The sequence below is a fragment of the uncultured Paracoccus sp. genome, from assembly GCF_945915435.1.
In the GTDB taxonomy this organism is placed as follows: Bacteria; Pseudomonadota; Alphaproteobacteria; order Rhodobacterales; family Rhodobacteraceae; genus Paracoccus.
Window position 1 is genome coordinate 1 of the sequence record NZ_CAMEFG010000015.1, and the last position, 14,912, is coordinate 14,912.

Genomic DNA, 14,912 nt, shown 5'->3' on the forward strand with positions numbered 1-14,912 from the left:
CCCGGTGCCGGGCGGCGTCGGCCCGATGACCATCGCCTGCCTGCTTGCCAATACCGTCACCGCCTGTTGCCGGGCGAATGGGCTGCCGGAACCCGAGGGGCTGACGATCTGACCGCCCCGCCGGCCGCGATGCTTCGCGGCCGGCGTTCGGATCAGGAATGATAGGCGCGCTCGCCGTGGGTGGTGATGTCCAGCCCCTGGCGCTCGTCGTCGGCGCTGACGCGCAACCCGATGGCCACGTCCAGGACCTTGAAGATGATCCAGGACACCACGGCCACCCAGACGATGGTGACGGCAACGCCCATGATCTGGATCATGGTCTGCGACCAGATCGCATAATCCGCATCGCCGACCCCGCCAAGCGATGAGGCGGTGAAGATCCCCGTCCCGACCGCGCCGATGATGCCCGCCACGCCGTGGATGCCAAAGACGTCCAGGCTGTCGTCATAGCCCATGCGGATCTTGACCACGGTAACGAAGTAATAGGCGCCCGCCGAACCCAGCGCGCCCAGCACCAACGCGCCCATCGGGCCGACCGTGCCCGCCGCGGGCGTGATGGCGACCAGCCCCGCGATCATCCCCGAGACGCCGCCCAGCAGCGAAGCCTTGCCGCGCAGAGCGGCCTCAAGCCCCGCCCAGGTCAGGATCGCGGCGGCGGGGGCGGCGAAGGTGTTGATCATGGCCAGCGCCGCATCCGGCCCCGCCTCCAGCGCCGAGCCCGCGTTGAAGCCGAACCAGCCGACCCACAGCAGCGCACCGCCCAGCAGCGTCAGGGGCAGCGAATGGGGCGCCATCATTTCCTTCATGTAGCCCGTGCGCGGGCCAAGGACCAGCGCACCGACCAGCGCCGCGACGGCTGCGTTGATATGGACCACCGTGCCGCCCGCGAAATCCAGCGCGCCCCAGGTGGCGATCAGCCCGGCCTCGTCCCAGACCATGTGGGCGATGGGGAAATAGCACAGCAGCGCCCAGAACAGGCAGAAAAGAAGCATCGCGCCGAACTTCACCCGCTCGACCAGGCCGCCGATGATCAGGACGGCGGTGATCGCCGCAAAGGTCATCTGGAACGAGACGAAGACATATTCCGGGATCGTGCCCGACATGCTGTCCACGCCGACACCCGACAGGAAAGCCTTGGCGAAGCCGCCCCAGAACAGGCTGTCGGACCCGCCGAAGGCCATCGAATAGCCCAGGACCAGCCACAGGACCATGATCATGGCCGCGATGGCGGTCGTCTGCATCAGGACCGAAAGCATGTTCCTGGCCCTGACAAGGCCGCCGTAGAACAACGCGACACCCGGCAGGATCATGGCCATGACCAGCACGGTGGCGGTCAGCATCCAGGCGGTATCGCCCTTGTCCACAACCGCGGCGGGCAGTTCCGCCACCTCCTGCGCCATAGCCGGCAGGGCCATACAGGCCGCCGCACCGCCGATGACGATATATTTCCAGGCTTGGTTCATTTTCGGTTTCCTTCGCTTCCGCCATTCGTGCCCTCACCGAAAACCGGCTGGACGGGTTGCCGCAAGAATCGGCAGCCGCCTGGGGCGCGGTCCGCGTCGCGCGGTGCGTTTTGCAGGCAGCCAGGCGGCGCGATGCCCGGTTTTCGGGCAGGACGGAAACGCCGCCGATGCGATTGCGGGCTTGCCGCAACCGCCCGTGGGCTGCATATTCGTGCCATCGCGTCAGCAGGGGGCTTTGGGGCCATGTTTTCTTCGACGGGCAAGCGGATCGCGCGGATGGGCGACAAGGTGGCCTGCCCCTGGCACGGGCAGAACGTCATTGCCGAGGGATCGCCGGGCAGCAATATCGACGGGCGTCCCGTCGCCCGTGTCGGCGACCGTTGCGCCTGCGGCTGCCTGATCGTCGAGGGCACGCCGGGCGCCCTGCTGGACGGGCGGCCCGTGGCCTATCTGGGATCGAAGATCACCAGCGGGGGCGCCGTCGTCGAATGCGCGGGCAGCGCGGCGCTGGCTTAGCGCCCGGCCCGCAGGGTGGCGACCAGCCGGGCCGCGCGACGCAGCGCGGTCAGCCCCGCACCCAGCGCGACGGCCCATAGCGCGGCGGTCAGGAACTGGTCGCGCCAATCCCACAGCGGCGCGGGGATCGAGACCAGCGCCGCGCCCGTGACCAGCGCCATGCGGTGCTGCTTGGCCATCGGGCCGGAAAAATCGGCAGGCGCACCGCAATTCACGCCAAGTTCTCGGACATAGGCGGTCAGGAAGGCCATCGCGACAGCGGCCCAGCCAAGCACCGGGACACCTGCGCCAAGGGCCAGCCCCATCAGGATCAGCGCATCCGACACGCGGTCGGGAAACTCGTTCCAGAAGGGACCGTCGGGGGCGCTGCGCCCGGCCTCGATCGCGACCATGCCGTCGAACAGGTTGCACAGCAGACGCCCCTGCACACAACCGGCACCCAGCGCCAGCAACAGCGCGCGCCACCCCCCGTCCACCGCACCGGCGGCCCAGAAGGCAAGGCCCGCCGCCAGTGCAAAGCCCATCCCCGCGACCGAGATCTGGTTCGGCGTGATCCGCGTCGCGGCAAGGCGGCGGGCGGTGGCATTGGCCCATCCGGTCTGGCGGCTGGCCAGTGGGCGACGGTTGCCGGACCCGCTCATGACCAGAAATACCGCGTCAGGTGGAAGAAGATCGGGGCCGAGAACACCACCGAATCCAGCCGGTCGATGAAGCCGCCATGTCCGGCGATGGTATGGCCCCAGTCCTTGACGCCACGGTCGCGCTTGATCGCCGACATCACCAGCCCGCCGAAAAAGCCCATCAGCGTGACGACGAAGGCCATCAGCCCCGCCTGCCAGAAGGAAAACGGCGTCATCCACCACAGCAGCGCCCCGATCAGCGTGGCCGAAAGGCTGCCGCCGACGAACCCCTCGATGGTTTTCGAGGGCGACAGCCTGGGCGCGATTCGGTGGCGTCCGATCAGCTTGCCCCAGACATATTGCAGCACGTCCGACAGTTGCACGACCACCACCAGGAAGGCGATCAGCAGGACGTTACGCCCCTCGAACCCCGGCAGATCCAGCGTCAGCAGCGCCGGAACGTGCGAGGCGCAAAAGACGCAGATCATCAGCGCCCATTGCATTTCCGCCACCCGGATCAGGTAGTTGCGCGTCTCGCCCCGCATGGCCGAGACGATGGGCAGCAGCAAGAAGACATAGACCGGGATGAAGATGGAAAACAGCCCATACCAGCCGATCCAGATCAGGTAATATTGCACCGGCAGCACGACGAAGAAGGCGATCACCATCGACCAGTGATCGGCGCGCCGCGCGTTGGTCAGGGTCATGAACTCGCGCAGGGCGGCAAAGGAACAGATCGCGAAAAGGATCGTGACGCCCGCCTTGCCGCCAAGCAGCGCCAGCGAAAGAAACAGCACCATCGCCCACCACGAGCGGATGCGGTCGTTGAGGTTCTCGATGGTGGCGTTTCGCCCGTCGGGCGAATAGCGCCATGCCAGCGTCGAGCCGATGGCCGTCGCCACCACCAGAATCGCGCCCGCGCCAAGGATGATCCGCAGAAGATCGCCGTTCGTCGTGTCTATCATTCCGCCTCGGTCTGTTGGGGGCGCAGGGCCAGCAGGGCGGCTTGCGCGCGGGTCAGGAACTCGGCCTTGCCCTCATCCGGTTGCAGGCGCAGGGGGGTGCCGAAGATCGTCTTGCACATCAACGGCACGGGGACGAATTCGCCCTTGGGCATGACGCGGTTGAGGTTCTCGATCCAGACGGGGACCAGTTCGACATCGGGCCGGGCATGGGCCAGGTGGTAAAGCCCGGCCTTGAAGGGCAGCAGGGCCTCATCGGTCAGGTTGCGCGTGCCCTCGGGGAACAGGATCAGCGAATCGCCCCCGTCCAGCGCCCCGGCCATCGTGGCGATGGGGTCGCTGCCGGGGGTCGCGCGGGTGCGGTCGATCAGCACGGCGTTGAAGACATCGCTGCCGACAAAGCCCCGCAGCCCGCCGCCGCCCCAATAATCGGCCCCCGCCACGGGGCGGGTGCGCTGGCGGTGCCGGGCGGGCAGGACCGACCAGATCAGGATGAAATCGCCGTGGCTGGCATGGTTGGCGTAATAGATGCGCTGCCCGCCGAAGGGCGCTGCGCCGCGCCACTCCGGCTGCACGGCGGTGATCAGCCGCGCGAATATCCTGATCCCGGCGCCGGTCAGTTCCGCCACGCCCCGGCGCAGCGCATTGCCGCGCCGCCTGTTTCGATCATCCAGTCCCGTTTCGGTCATCCGCCCGCCCTTTCGGCCCATGTTTTCAGCCAATGGACAAAAAAGGCAAGACGGCCCAGGGGGTCAGAAGCTGTTACGCTCGTGATAAGTGCGTAAAAAGCCCTGGATCCGGGCGTCCTCGGGGTGGTGCAGGATGCGGTCGGGGCTGTCCACGCCGACCAGTTCGCCCTTTTCCATGAAGGCCACCTGGTCGGCGACATGGGCGGCAAAGCCCATCTCATGCGTGACGACGACCATCGTCATGCCTTCCGAGGCCAAGGTCTTCATCACGTTCAGCACCTCGCCCACCAGTTCGGGGTCCAGCGCGCTGGTGGGTTCATCGAACAGCATCAGCCGCGGCTCCATCGCGATGGCGCGGGCGATGGCGACGCGCTGCTGCTGGCCGCCCGAAAGCCGCGCGGGGTGGTTGGCCATCTTGTCGGCCAGGCCCACCTTGGTCAGGGCGGAGGCGGCGCGTTCCTCGGCCTCGGCGCGGCGCAGGCCGCGCACGCGAATCAGCCCTTCGGCGACGTTTTGCAGCGCCGTCATATGGGGCCACAGGTTGAACTGCTGGAACACCATCCCGATGGAACGCCGCATTTCGCGCAGCTTGCGCGAAGGCATCTTCCGGCCCGGCGCATCATAGCCGATCATCCGGCCGTCGATGCGGATTTCGCCGGAATCGTATTCCTCGAGGAAGTTGATGCAGCGCAGCAGGGTCGATTTTCCCGACCCCGAAGGGCCGATCAGGCAGGTGACCTTGCCCGGCGGAACCGTCATGCTGACATTCTTCAGCGCCTGGAAGGGACCATAGAACTTGTCGACCCGGCTGATTTCGACGGAAGAGGCTTGGACCATGTTACGGCCTTTCGGTCAGGTAATGGGTGATGCGTGCCTCAAGCCTGCGGCCAAGGCGCGAGATCGTCTCGACCAGCAGCCAGAAGAACAGCGCCAGCACGAAATAAGCCTCGAGGTAAAGGAACGTCTCGGTGGACATGCGTTCGACCTGATAGCGCAGTTCGGGGACGGTGATGATCGACAGGATCACCGTTTCCTTGGTCAGGATGATCGAGAAATTGACCAGCGCGGGCAGCGACGACACCAGCGCCAGGGGCAGCAGGATGCGGCGGATGATCACCGGCTCGGCCATGCCGATGGCACGGGCGGCCTCGATCTGGCCCAGGGGAACGGCGCGAAAGCCCGAACGGAAGATTTCCGCGAAATAGGGGCTGCCGTAGATCGTCAAGCCCAGAAGGCCCGCCGGGATCGCGTCCAGCCGCAGCCCGACCAGCGGGCCACCGTAATACAGCACGAACAACTGGACCAGGAAGGGCGTGCCGCGAATGATCTCGATATAGACCTGGATCAGCCAGCGGACCGGCGCGGGCGCGTAACGCTGCACCAGCGCGATGGCCAGCCCCAGCATCATGGAAAACAGCGAACCCAGCAGCCAGCAGATGATCGTCAGGCGAAAGCCGCGCAAGAGCATCGGCCCGTAATTGTCGATGATGAACTGCCATTCCATCAGACGGCCATCCTGTGTTCGAGGTAACGCCCCACCGCCGCAAGGCACAGGTTGATCGCCAGGTAGATCGCGGCGGCGGCCAGATAGACCTCCATCGGGCGGAAGGTGGTGGCGGCCTGCGCCTGGCTGGCACGGGTGATCTCCATGATGCCCACCACCGACACCAGCGAGGACGCCTTGACCAGCAGGATCAGTTCGTTGACCAGAGCGGGCAGCGACATGGTGACGGCCTGCGGCAGGATGATGCGCATCCAGACGTCGCGATAGCCCATGCCGATGGCGGTCGCGGCCTCGGTCTGGCCCTTGGGCAGCGCCATGATCGCGCCGCGCCAGATCTCCGAGATATAGGCGCTGGCGCAGATGCCCACGGCGATCACGGCGGCGGCGATGGCGGGGACGTTGATGCCGATGACGGGCAGCAGGAAATACAGCAACAGCAGTTGCACCAGCAGCGGCACCCCGCGCAGGAAGCTGACCCAGACGGCGGCCAGCCAGCGAAACGCGGCGATGCCGGACAGGCGCGCGGCGCAGATCAGCGCCCCGATCACCAGCCCCAGCCCGATGCCCAGCACCGACACCAGCACCGTGTAGCGCGCCGCCCAGACAAGCGGCCCGAAGCTTTCAAGAAAGGCGGATACCGAGAACATGCGCGCTCCGATCTTTGCGGGCGCGGACGGCATGGAACCGCCCGCGCGTTCGGTCACGGTTTCCGGTCAGTCGGCCGGAACTTCAAGCGGCAATTCGGTATAGGTGCCCAGCCATTTTTCCTGGATCGCCTGGACGCGGCCGTCCTCGGTCATCTTCACCATCGCGTCGTGGATGGCGGCGGCAAAGGATTCGCTGGCCTCTTCCTTGCGCAGCACCCATGCGAAATAGGTCGGCTCGCCAAAGCTGGCAGGCTCGAACAGGGCAAAGGTATCGCCGCGGTTCTTGACCAGATAGGTCAGGTTGGGCAGCGACCCGGCAACCGCGTCGAGGCGACCGGCGGCAAGGTCGGCATAGGCTTCGTCGGTGGTGCCGTATTCGCGCACGTCCACGCCGCCAAGGGTTTCGCCGAAGGCCTGAAGCTGGCGGAACTGCGCGGTGCCCTGCTGGACGCCGACGCGCTTGCCGGCGATGTCCTCGGGCTTGCGCAGATCGTCATTGTCGGCGCGGCCCACCAGCGAAACGGTGGCGTCGGCGATCGGCGGGGTGAAGGTGTAACGCTCCTGCCGCTCGGGGGTGATGGTGACGGGGGCGATCACGATATCGAAGCGCCCGACCTCAAGCCCCGGCAGTTCGGCGGGCCAGGGAATGTCCTGATAGACCGGCTCGACCCCGATTTCCTTGCTGACCTCGTCGAAAAGATCCTTGGTCATGCCCTGGTATTCGCCCTGCACCAACATGTCGAAGGGCGCATAATGCATGTCCGTCGCGGTGACGATCTGGCCCGCTTCCCTGATCTTGGCCAGTTGCTCGGCCCCGGCGGCGGTCGCGCCCAGCCCCACGGCGGCAAGGCCCATCATCGCGGCCTTGATGTTCAGCTTGAGGTTCATCTTCGTTTCTCCTTGTTGGCAGGACAGGTCGGGCGCGCCATTTTCCCGTTGCGGCGCGCCCTTATGTTCAGAGGATACCGGGCAAGTTCAAGCCATGTTCCCGCGCACAGTCCAGTGCGATTTCATATCCCGCGTCGGCGTGACGCATGACGCCGGTGGCCGGATCGTTCCACAGCACGCGGGCGATGCGCCTGTCGGCATCTTCGCTGCCGTCGCAGCAGATGACCATGCCCGAATGCTGCGAAAAGCCCATGCCCACGCCGCCGCCGTGATGCAGGCTGACCCAGGTGGCACCTGACGCCGTATTGAGCAGCGCGTTGAGCAGCGGCCAGTCGGACACGGCGTCAGAGCCGTCCTGCATCGCCTCGGTCTCGCGGTTGGGGCTGGCGACGGAGCCGCTGTCCAGATGGTCGCGGCCGATCACGATGGGGGCCTTCAGTTCACCGTTGCGCACCATCTCGTTGAAGGCAAGGCCCAGCTTGTGGCGGATGCCCAGACCCACCCAGCAGATCCGTGCGGGCAGCCCCTGGAAGGCGATCCGGTCGCGCGCCATGTCCAGCCAGTTGTGCAGATGCGGGTCGTCCACCAGTTCCTTGACCTTGGCGTCGGTCTTGAGGATGTCCTCGGGGTCGCCCGACAGCGCCGCCCAGCGGAAGGGGCCGATGCCGCGGCAGAACAGCGGGCGGATATAGGCGGGGACAAAGCCGGGGAAGGCGAAGGCGTTCTCCAGCCCCTCCTCCAGTGCCATCTGGCGGATGTTGTTGCCGTAATCGACGGTCGGGATGCCCTGATCGTGGAAGGCGACCATCGCCTGGACCTGCACCTTCATGCTGGCGCGGGCGGCCTTCTCGACGCCTTTCGGGTCGGTTTCCTGGCGCGCGCGCCATTCCGCGACGGTCCAGCCCATCGGCAGGTAGCCATGCACCGGGTCGTGGGCGCTGGTCTGGTCGGTGACGATATCGGGGCGGACGCCGCGTTTGACCAGTTCGGGATAGACCTCGGCGGCATTGCCGATCAGGGCCACGGATTTCGCCTCACCCGCCTTGGTCCAGCGGTCGATCATCTCAAGCGCCTCATCCAGGGAATGCGTCTTTTCATCGACATAGCGGGTGCGCAGGCGGAAATCGGCGCGGGTTTCGTCGCATTCGACGGCCAGGCAGCAGGCACCTGCCATCACGGCGGCCAAGGGCTGCGCGCCGCCCATGCCCCCAAGCCCGGCGGTCAGCACCCAGCGGCCTTTCAGATCGCCGCCGTAATGCTGGCGGCCCGCCTCGACAAAGGTTTCATAGGTGCCCTGAACGATGCCTTGCGATCCGATATATATCCACGACCCGGCGGTCATCTGGCCATACATCGCCAGGCCCTTTTTATCCAATTCGTTGAAATGGTCCCAATTCGCCCAATGCGGGACAAGGTTCGAGTTCGCGATCAGCACGCGCGGCGCATCCTTGTGGGTCTGGAACACGCCCACCGGCTTGCCGGACTGGACCAGCAGGGTCTGGTCGCCTTCCAGCTTTTGCAGGGCATCGACGATCAGGTCGAAGTCCTTCCACGTCCGCGCCGCCCGCCCGATGCCGCCATAGACGACCAGTTCGTGCGGGTTCTCGGCCACGTCGGGGTGCAGGTTGTTCATCAGCATCCGCAAGGGCGCCTCGGTCAGCCAGCTTTTGGCACTGATCCCGGTGCCGGTGGCGGGGTAGATGTCGCGGGTGTTGTGGCGGGGATTGTCCATGTCCGTCTCCGATCAGGCCAGCAGATGGCCGGAAATGATAATACGCTGAATTTCGCTGGAACCTTCGTAAATGCGCATGATGCGCAGGTCCCGGTTGATCCGTTCGATGGGAAAGTCGCGGGTGTAGCCATAGCCGCCATGCAGTTGCAGCGCGGTATCGGCGATCTTGCCCGCCGCCTCGCTGGCGGCCAGCTTGGCCATGCTGGCGGCAAGCGAAAAGCGGGTGCCGTGGTCATGCGCCGCCTGACGCTGGCGCGCGGCATCCTGCGCCAGCAGCAGCGCCTGCCGGTAAGCCACGCCCATGTCGGCGATCATCCAGCGGATGCCCTGCCGGTCGCTCAGGGCCTGTCCCCCGATCACGCGGTCCTTCGCATAGGCGATGGCGGCCTCCATCGCGGCCTGCGCCAGCCCCAGGCATTGCGCCGCGACCTCGATCCGGCCATTGTCCAGCACCTGCATGGCGGTGCGGAAGCCCCGGCCTTCCTCGCCCAGCAGCGCGCCCTCGGGCAGATGGCAGTCAAGGTTCAGGGTAAAGACATGCCCGCCCTTCAGGCCCATCGTGCGCTCGGGCGGGCCGGCGTCCAGCCCCGGCGTGCCCTTGGGCAGGATGAAGGCGGAAATGCCGCGATGGCCCTTGTCGGGGTCGGTCACCGCATAGACCACGATGAAATCGGCCACGCCCCCGTTCGAGATGAAGCACTTGGTCCCCTTCAGGTGCCAGCCGCCATCCACGCGGCGGGCGCGGGTCCTCATGTCGGCGGGATCGGAACCGGCGGTCGGTTCGGTCAGGGCGAATGCGCCCAGTGCCTCGCCGGTCGCGGCGCGGAGCAGCCATTCAGCCCGCTGCGCATCCGTGCCCCCGATCAGGATCGAATCCGTCGCCAGGTAATGCGCCGTCAACGCCGAAGCCGTGGACCCGCAGGCTCCCGCCACGATGGACACCGCCCGCAGCAGGCCCGGCGCGGAAATGTCCGAACCGCCGTATTCCTCGGGCAGGTTCGCGCCCATCATGCCCGCCTGCCCCAGCGCGGCAAGCTGGTCGTGGACGAAAGCGGCGGTCTCGTCCGTCGCGGCGGCGCGCGGCGCGATCTTGTCGGCGCAGAGCCGTTCCAGCACGTCGCAAAACATCGCCTCGGGTTCCGGCAGCATGTGCCAGGGGTCGTTCATCGCCATCATTCGCCCTCGATTTCCAGATCGGCCAGGATTGCCGCACGGTCGGCCCCAAGCGCGGGGGCCGAGACCGGCGCCACCGGCTTTTCGCCGTCGAAACGCACCGGCTGGCCCACCACCGGCGCCGATCCAAGGCGCGGATGCGCCAACTCGCTGACAAGGCCGCGCGCGGCTGCATGTTCGTTCGACGCCGCCTGAGCGATGTCCCAGATCGGCGCGCCGGGCAGGCCAGCGGCGGAAAGGGCGGCGACGGCCTGATCGGTGGTCAGGCCCTGCGACCAGTTCTCGATCATCGCCCTGACGGCGGGTTCGTGTTCGGTGCGGCTTTCGTCGCTGGCAAAGCGCGGGTCGTCCGCCGCCTCGGGCGCACCGACAAGCCGGGCCAGCGACGCGAATTGCCGCGCGTTCAGGACCGCGATCACCACCTGCCCGTCGCGGGTCGCATAACAGCCGAAGGGCGTGGACAGCGGATGCCGGTTGCCGACACGCTGCGGCATCCGGCCCGCGAAAAGATGCAGCGCATGGCTGGTCGTCAGCATGGAAAACAGCGCGTCATACATGGCCACGTCCAGCGTGGCCCCCTGCCCGGTCCGGTCGCGCCCGACCAGCGCGGCCATGATCGACCACGCCGCGAAAAGCCCCGCCAGCAGGTCGGCGATCGCCTCGCCGGTCTTCAGCGGCTGGCCGCCTTCCTCGCCGGTCCCGGACATCAGCCCCGACATGGCCTGCACCACCAGATCATAGGCGGGCAGGTCGCGAAACGGCCCCTCCTGCCCAAAGCCCGAGATCGAGCAATAGACCAGCCGCGGATTGGCCGCGCGCAATTCGTCCGCGCCAAGACCCAGCCGCGCGGCGACGCCGGGGCGGAAGTTCTCGACCACCACATCCACGCGGGCGGCGATGTCGCGGGCCAGCGCCAGGTCATCCGCATCCTTCAGGTCCAGAACGATGCTTTGCTTGCCCCGGTTGTTCAGCGTGAACAGCGCGCTTTCGCCGTCCTTGAACGGGCCGATATGGCGGTAATCGTCGCCCGAGGGCGGCTCGACCTTGATCACCTGTGCGCCAAGATCGGCCAGCAGCGCCGTCGCATAGGGACCGGCCAGCACGCGTGACAGGTCCAGCACGCGGATACCTTGCAGCGGCTTCATGCCCGCAATCCCGGCGCCAGCGCGGCCATACGCCCGAGGATCGCCTTCAGCGACACCCGCAGCGCGTGGGCCTTGGCCTCGTCATAAGCGAAGGGCGGGGCCTCGGTCGCCAGATGCGTCGATTGCGCCAGCTCCATCTGGATCGCGTGGACGCCTTGCGCAGGCTGACCGTAATGCCGCGTCGTCCAGCCGCCCTTGAAGCGCCCGTTCAGCACCCAGGGCCGGCCCGTCGCGGCTGCGACCTCCTGCGCGGCGGCCTCGATGGCCGGCGCGCAGGAGACCCCGCCATTGGTCCCGATGTTGAAATCCGGCAGCACGCCTTCGAACAGGAAGGGGATGCGCGAACGGATCGAGTGGCAGTCATACAGGATCGCCACCCCGTGCCGTGCCTTCACCCGCTGGATCTGCGCGGCCAGCGCGGCGTGATAGGGCGCGTGGAACCGCGCCTTGCGGTCGGCGATATCCCCCGCGTCCGGCTCGGTTTCCCAGATCGGCTGGCCGTCGAAATCGGTCAGCGGCACCAGCCCGGTGGTGTTCTGGCCGGGATAGAGGCTGGCGTCGTCCGCCCCGCGATTGGCGTCGATGACATAGCGGTGGAACGTGGCCCGCACCGTCGTCGCACCCGGCAGCAGCCCGTCATAGAGGCGATGGATATGCCAGTCGGTATCGGCCAGCACGCGGCCGCGGTCGTTCAGCCGCGCGCGGATGTCGTCGGGCAGGAAGGTGCCGGTATGGGGCAGGCCGAGGATCACCGGGCCGTCGCCCTCATGGACCTGAACCGGGTCGGTCGTCTGGCTCATGGCTGCACCTTGTTCAGCAGATCGGCGGGCAGCGCGTCAAGCAGCGCGCCATCGCGCACCAGCGCCGCGGCCTGGGCCAGGTCGGGCGCCATGTAGCGGTCCTGCGCCAGCGCGGGCACCGACCGCCGCAACCTCCCCAGCACCGCCTGAAGCGGGTCCGAGGTCTTCAGCGGCGCGCGGAACTCGACCCCCGCGCTGGCGCAAAGCAGTTCGATCCCGATGATCTGCGCAAGGTTGGCGTTCATCCGGCGCAGGCGGCGCGCGCCGTGGGCAGCCATGCTGACGTGATCTTCCTGATTGGCGCTGGTGGGCGTCGAATCGGTGCTGCACGGGTTCGCAAGATGCTTGTTCTCGCTCATCAGCGCGGCGCTGGTCACCTCGGCGATCATCAGCCCGCTGTTCAGGCCCGGATCGGGGGTCAGGAAGGGCGGCAGGTCATGGGACAGCGCCGGATCGACCATCAGCGCGATGCGGCGTTGGGAAATGGCGCCGATCTCGGCCACGGCCAGCGCGATCTGGTCGGCGGCGAAGGCCACCGGCTCGGCGTGGAAGTTCCCGCCCGAGACGATCCGGTCCGCGCCGACCAGCACCAGCGGGTTGTCGGTGGCGGCGTTCGCCTCGATCTGCAAGGTGCGGGCGGCCTGGGTCAGCAGGTCGATGCAGGCGCCCGTGACCTGCGGCTGGCAGCGGATGCAATAGGGATCCTGGACGCGGGTGTCGCCTTCCCGGTGGCTTTCGCGGATCTCGGACCCTTCCATCAGCGCGCGGATGGCGCTGGCGGCGGCGATCTGGCCGGGATGGCCACGCAACTGGTGGATTTCATCCAGGAACGGCGCGGTCGATCCCATGATCGCATCCGTCGAAAGCGAGGATACGACCAGCGCGTTCCGCGCCGCGCCGAAAGCCTCCCACAGCCCCGCCAGCGCGAATGCGGTCGAGGCCTGCGTGCCATTGATCAGCGCCAGCCCCTCCTTGGCGGCCAGGACCACGGGGGCCAGCCCGGCGGCGGACAGCGCGTCGGCAGCCGCCATCTCGCGCCCCTGCCATGTCGCGCGCCCCTCGCCCAGCATGGCGGCGGCCATATGCGCCAGCGGCGCCAGGTCGCCCGAAGCCCCGACCGACCCTTGCGAGGGGATGACGGGCAGGACGCCCTGCGCCAGCATATCCTCGATCAGCGCGATCACCTGCGGGCGCACGCCCGATGCGCCGCGGCCCAGCGACAGCAGCTTCAGCACCATGATCAGCCGCACGGTTTCCGGCTCGACCGGCTCGCCCACGCCGCAGCAATGCGACAGGATCAGGTTGCGTTGCAGCGTGGCGGTGTCGCGCGCCTCGATCTTGATCGAGGCCAGCTTGCCGAAGCCCGTGTTCACGCCATAGACCGGCTGGTCGCCATTGGCGGCGGCCTCGATGGCGGCGGCAGAGCGCGCAATGCCGTCGCGGGCACTGTCGGCCAGCCGCACGGCCAGCCCCTCGCGCCAGACACGTTCCAGCTGGGCCAGGGTGGTTTCCCCCGGAATCAGGATCAGTTCAGACAAATTCGCCTCCGAAAACGCGGGCATGAAGGGGGTTGAAGCCGATGCGATAGGTCAGTTCCGCCGGGTGGGCGACGTCCCAGATGGCAAGGTCGGCGCGCTGGCCGGGCGCGATCCGGCCCCGGTCGGCCAGCCCCAGCGCACGCGCGGCGTTGCGCGTCACGCCGGTCAGGCATTCCGAGGGCGTCAGCCGGAACAGCGTCGCGCCCATGTTCATCACCAGCAGGATCGAGGTCAGCGGCGAGGTGCCGGGATTGGCATCCGTCGCCAGCGCGATCGCCACGCCCGCATCGCGCAACGCCTGCACGGGGGGCAGTTGCGTTTCGCGCAGCGTATAGAAGGCGCCGGGCAGCAGCACCGCGACCGTGCCCGCCGCCGCCATCGCCGCGATCCCGTCCGCGCCCAGATATTCCAGGTGATCCGCCGAGATCGCCCCGCGCCGCGCCGCCATCGCCGCGCCGCCAAGGTCGGAAAGCTGCTCGGCATGCAGCTTGACGGGCAGCCCCAGGCTGGCGGCATGGTCGAAGACCTGCGCCATCTCGTCCGGGGTAAAGGCAATGCCTTCGCAGAACCCATCCACCGCGTCGATCAGCCCTTCGGCATGGGCGCGTTCCATACCCGCCATGACAACGTCGCGGATATAGCCCGCGCGGTCGTCCTTGTATTCGGGCGGCAGCGCATGGGCGGCCAGCCAGGTCGTCACGACATGGACCGGACGGATTTCGCCGATCCTGCGGGCGACGCGCAGCATCTTCGCCTCGGTCTCGACGTCCAGGCCGTAGCCGGACTTGATCTCGATGGTGGTCACGCCCTCGGCGATCAGGTGATCGACCCGGCGCAGCGCGGTTTCCAGCAGCGCGGATTCGTCGGCCTGCCGCGTGGCGCGGACGCTGGACAGGATGCCCCCGCCCGCACGCGCGACCTCTTCGTAACTGGCGCCTTCCAGCCGCATCTCGAATTCCCGCGCGCGGTCGCCGCCGAAAACGACATGGGTGTGGCAATCGACCAGGCCGGGCGTGACCAGCCGCCCGCCAAGATCGCGGCGGGGGGCATCCGAAAACTGCACAGGCAGCGAATCCGCCGCGCCGACCCAGGTGATTCGCCCATCGGCAAGGACGATGGCGGCATCCTCGATGATCCCGTAACCCCCTGAATCACCATCCATTGTCGCGACCGAGAGATTGTTCAGGACGTTCATCTTTCCCACCTTGGAATGATCTGCGCTTGGTGATATGTCT

Annotated in this window: 15 protein-coding genes and 1 pseudogene; 2 read left to right on the forward strand and 14 right to left on the reverse strand. The window is 67.4% G+C overall.

Annotated features, from left to right (window positions below; translation table 11 throughout):
• Positions 1-112 (forward strand): annotated as a pseudogene (locus tag Q0O97_RS06865) (bifunctional methylenetetrahydrofolate dehydrogenase/methenyltetrahydrofolate cyclohydrolase); the annotation flags it as partial.
• Between the two features lie 40 nt (positions 113-152).
• Here Q0O97_RS06865 and Q0O97_RS06870 read toward each other — a convergent pair.
• The gene (locus Q0O97_RS06870; protein ID WP_294926561.1) at positions 153-1,463 is read right to left on the reverse strand and encodes an ammonium transporter; all 1,311 of its coding nucleotides are present in this window, start codon (positions 1,461-1,463) and stop codon (positions 153-155) included.
• Positions 1,464-1,706: 243 nt separating this feature from the next.
• On the opposite strand from Q0O97_RS06870, the gene Q0O97_RS06875 reads away from it, so the two are divergent.
• Positions 1,707-1,979 carry a PAAR domain-containing protein gene (locus tag Q0O97_RS06875; RefSeq protein ID WP_294926563.1) on the forward strand — a complete coding sequence of 91 codons (273 nt, stop codon included), beginning with the start codon at positions 1,707-1,709 and terminating at the stop codon, positions 1,977-1,979.
• Here the strand turns inward: Q0O97_RS06875 and Q0O97_RS06880 are convergent.
• From Q0O97_RS06880 to hutI, 13 genes are all read right to left on the reverse strand, one after another.
• Positions 1,976-2,620 (reverse strand): CDP-alcohol phosphatidyltransferase family protein, encoded by a 645-nt coding sequence (locus tag Q0O97_RS06880; RefSeq protein WP_294926565.1) that lies wholly within the window; start codon positions 2,618-2,620, stop codon positions 1,976-1,978. The two genes, Q0O97_RS06875 and Q0O97_RS06880, sit on opposite strands and share 4 nt — an antisense overlap.
• Positions 2,617-3,564 (reverse strand): phosphatidate cytidylyltransferase, encoded by a 948-nt coding sequence (locus Q0O97_RS06885; protein ID WP_294926567.1) that lies wholly within the window; start codon positions 3,562-3,564, stop codon positions 2,617-2,619. Before Q0O97_RS06885 ends, Q0O97_RS06880 begins: the two co-directional genes overlap by 4 nt.
• Complete coding sequence (locus Q0O97_RS06890; RefSeq protein WP_294926568.1) at positions 3,561-4,250, reverse strand: lysophospholipid acyltransferase family protein; 690 nt, start codon at positions 4,248-4,250, stop codon at positions 3,561-3,563. Before Q0O97_RS06890 ends, Q0O97_RS06885 begins: the two co-directional genes overlap by 4 nt.
• Positions 4,251-4,313: 63 nt before the next feature.
• Complete coding sequence (locus Q0O97_RS06895; protein ID WP_294926570.1) at positions 4,314-5,087, reverse strand: amino acid ABC transporter ATP-binding protein; 774 nt, start codon at positions 5,085-5,087, stop codon at positions 4,314-4,316.
• Between the two features lies 1 nt (position 5,088).
• A complete protein-coding gene (locus tag Q0O97_RS06900) occupies positions 5,089-5,754 on the reverse strand; it encodes an amino acid ABC transporter permease (RefSeq protein ID WP_294926572.1) in 666 nt (221 codons plus the stop codon).
• Positions 5,754-6,401 carry an amino acid ABC transporter permease gene (locus Q0O97_RS06905; protein ID WP_294926574.1) on the reverse strand — a complete coding sequence of 216 codons (648 nt, stop codon included), beginning with the start codon at positions 6,399-6,401 and terminating at the stop codon, positions 5,754-5,756. The genes Q0O97_RS06900 and Q0O97_RS06905 overlap by 1 nt, the downstream gene beginning before the upstream one ends.
• A gap of 66 nt (positions 6,402-6,467) precedes the next feature.
• A complete protein-coding gene (locus Q0O97_RS06910; RefSeq protein ID WP_294926576.1) occupies positions 6,468-7,289 on the reverse strand; it encodes a transporter substrate-binding domain-containing protein in 822 nt (273 codons plus the stop codon).
• Between the two features lie 67 nt (positions 7,290-7,356).
• Entirely contained in the window at positions 7,357-9,021 is a 1,665-nt protein-coding gene (hutU, locus tag Q0O97_RS06915; RefSeq protein WP_294926578.1) for a urocanate hydratase, read from the reverse strand.
• A gap of 12 nt (positions 9,022-9,033) precedes the next feature.
• Positions 9,034-10,188 carry an acyl-CoA dehydrogenase family protein gene (locus tag Q0O97_RS06920; protein ID WP_294926580.1) on the reverse strand — a complete coding sequence of 385 codons (1,155 nt, stop codon included), beginning with the start codon at positions 10,186-10,188 and terminating at the stop codon, positions 9,034-9,036.
• 5 nt (positions 10,189-10,193) lie between these two features.
• Positions 10,194-11,339 (reverse strand): CoA transferase, encoded by a 1,146-nt coding sequence (locus tag Q0O97_RS06925; RefSeq protein ID WP_294926582.1) that lies wholly within the window; start codon positions 11,337-11,339, stop codon positions 10,194-10,196.
• A complete protein-coding gene (gene hutG, locus Q0O97_RS06930) occupies positions 11,336-12,139 on the reverse strand; it encodes an N-formylglutamate deformylase (protein ID WP_294926584.1) in 804 nt (267 codons plus the stop codon). The genes Q0O97_RS06925 and hutG overlap by 4 nt, the downstream gene beginning before the upstream one ends.
• Complete coding sequence (gene hutH / locus Q0O97_RS06935; protein ID WP_294926586.1) at positions 12,136-13,677, reverse strand: histidine ammonia-lyase; 1,542 nt, start codon at positions 13,675-13,677, stop codon at positions 12,136-12,138. Before hutH ends, hutG begins: the two co-directional genes overlap by 4 nt.
• Complete coding sequence (gene hutI, locus Q0O97_RS06940) at positions 13,670-14,872, reverse strand: imidazolonepropionase (RefSeq protein WP_294926588.1); 1,203 nt, start codon at positions 14,870-14,872, stop codon at positions 13,670-13,672. Before hutI ends, hutH begins: the two co-directional genes overlap by 8 nt.
• Between the last annotated feature and the right edge of the window lie 40 nt (positions 14,873-14,912).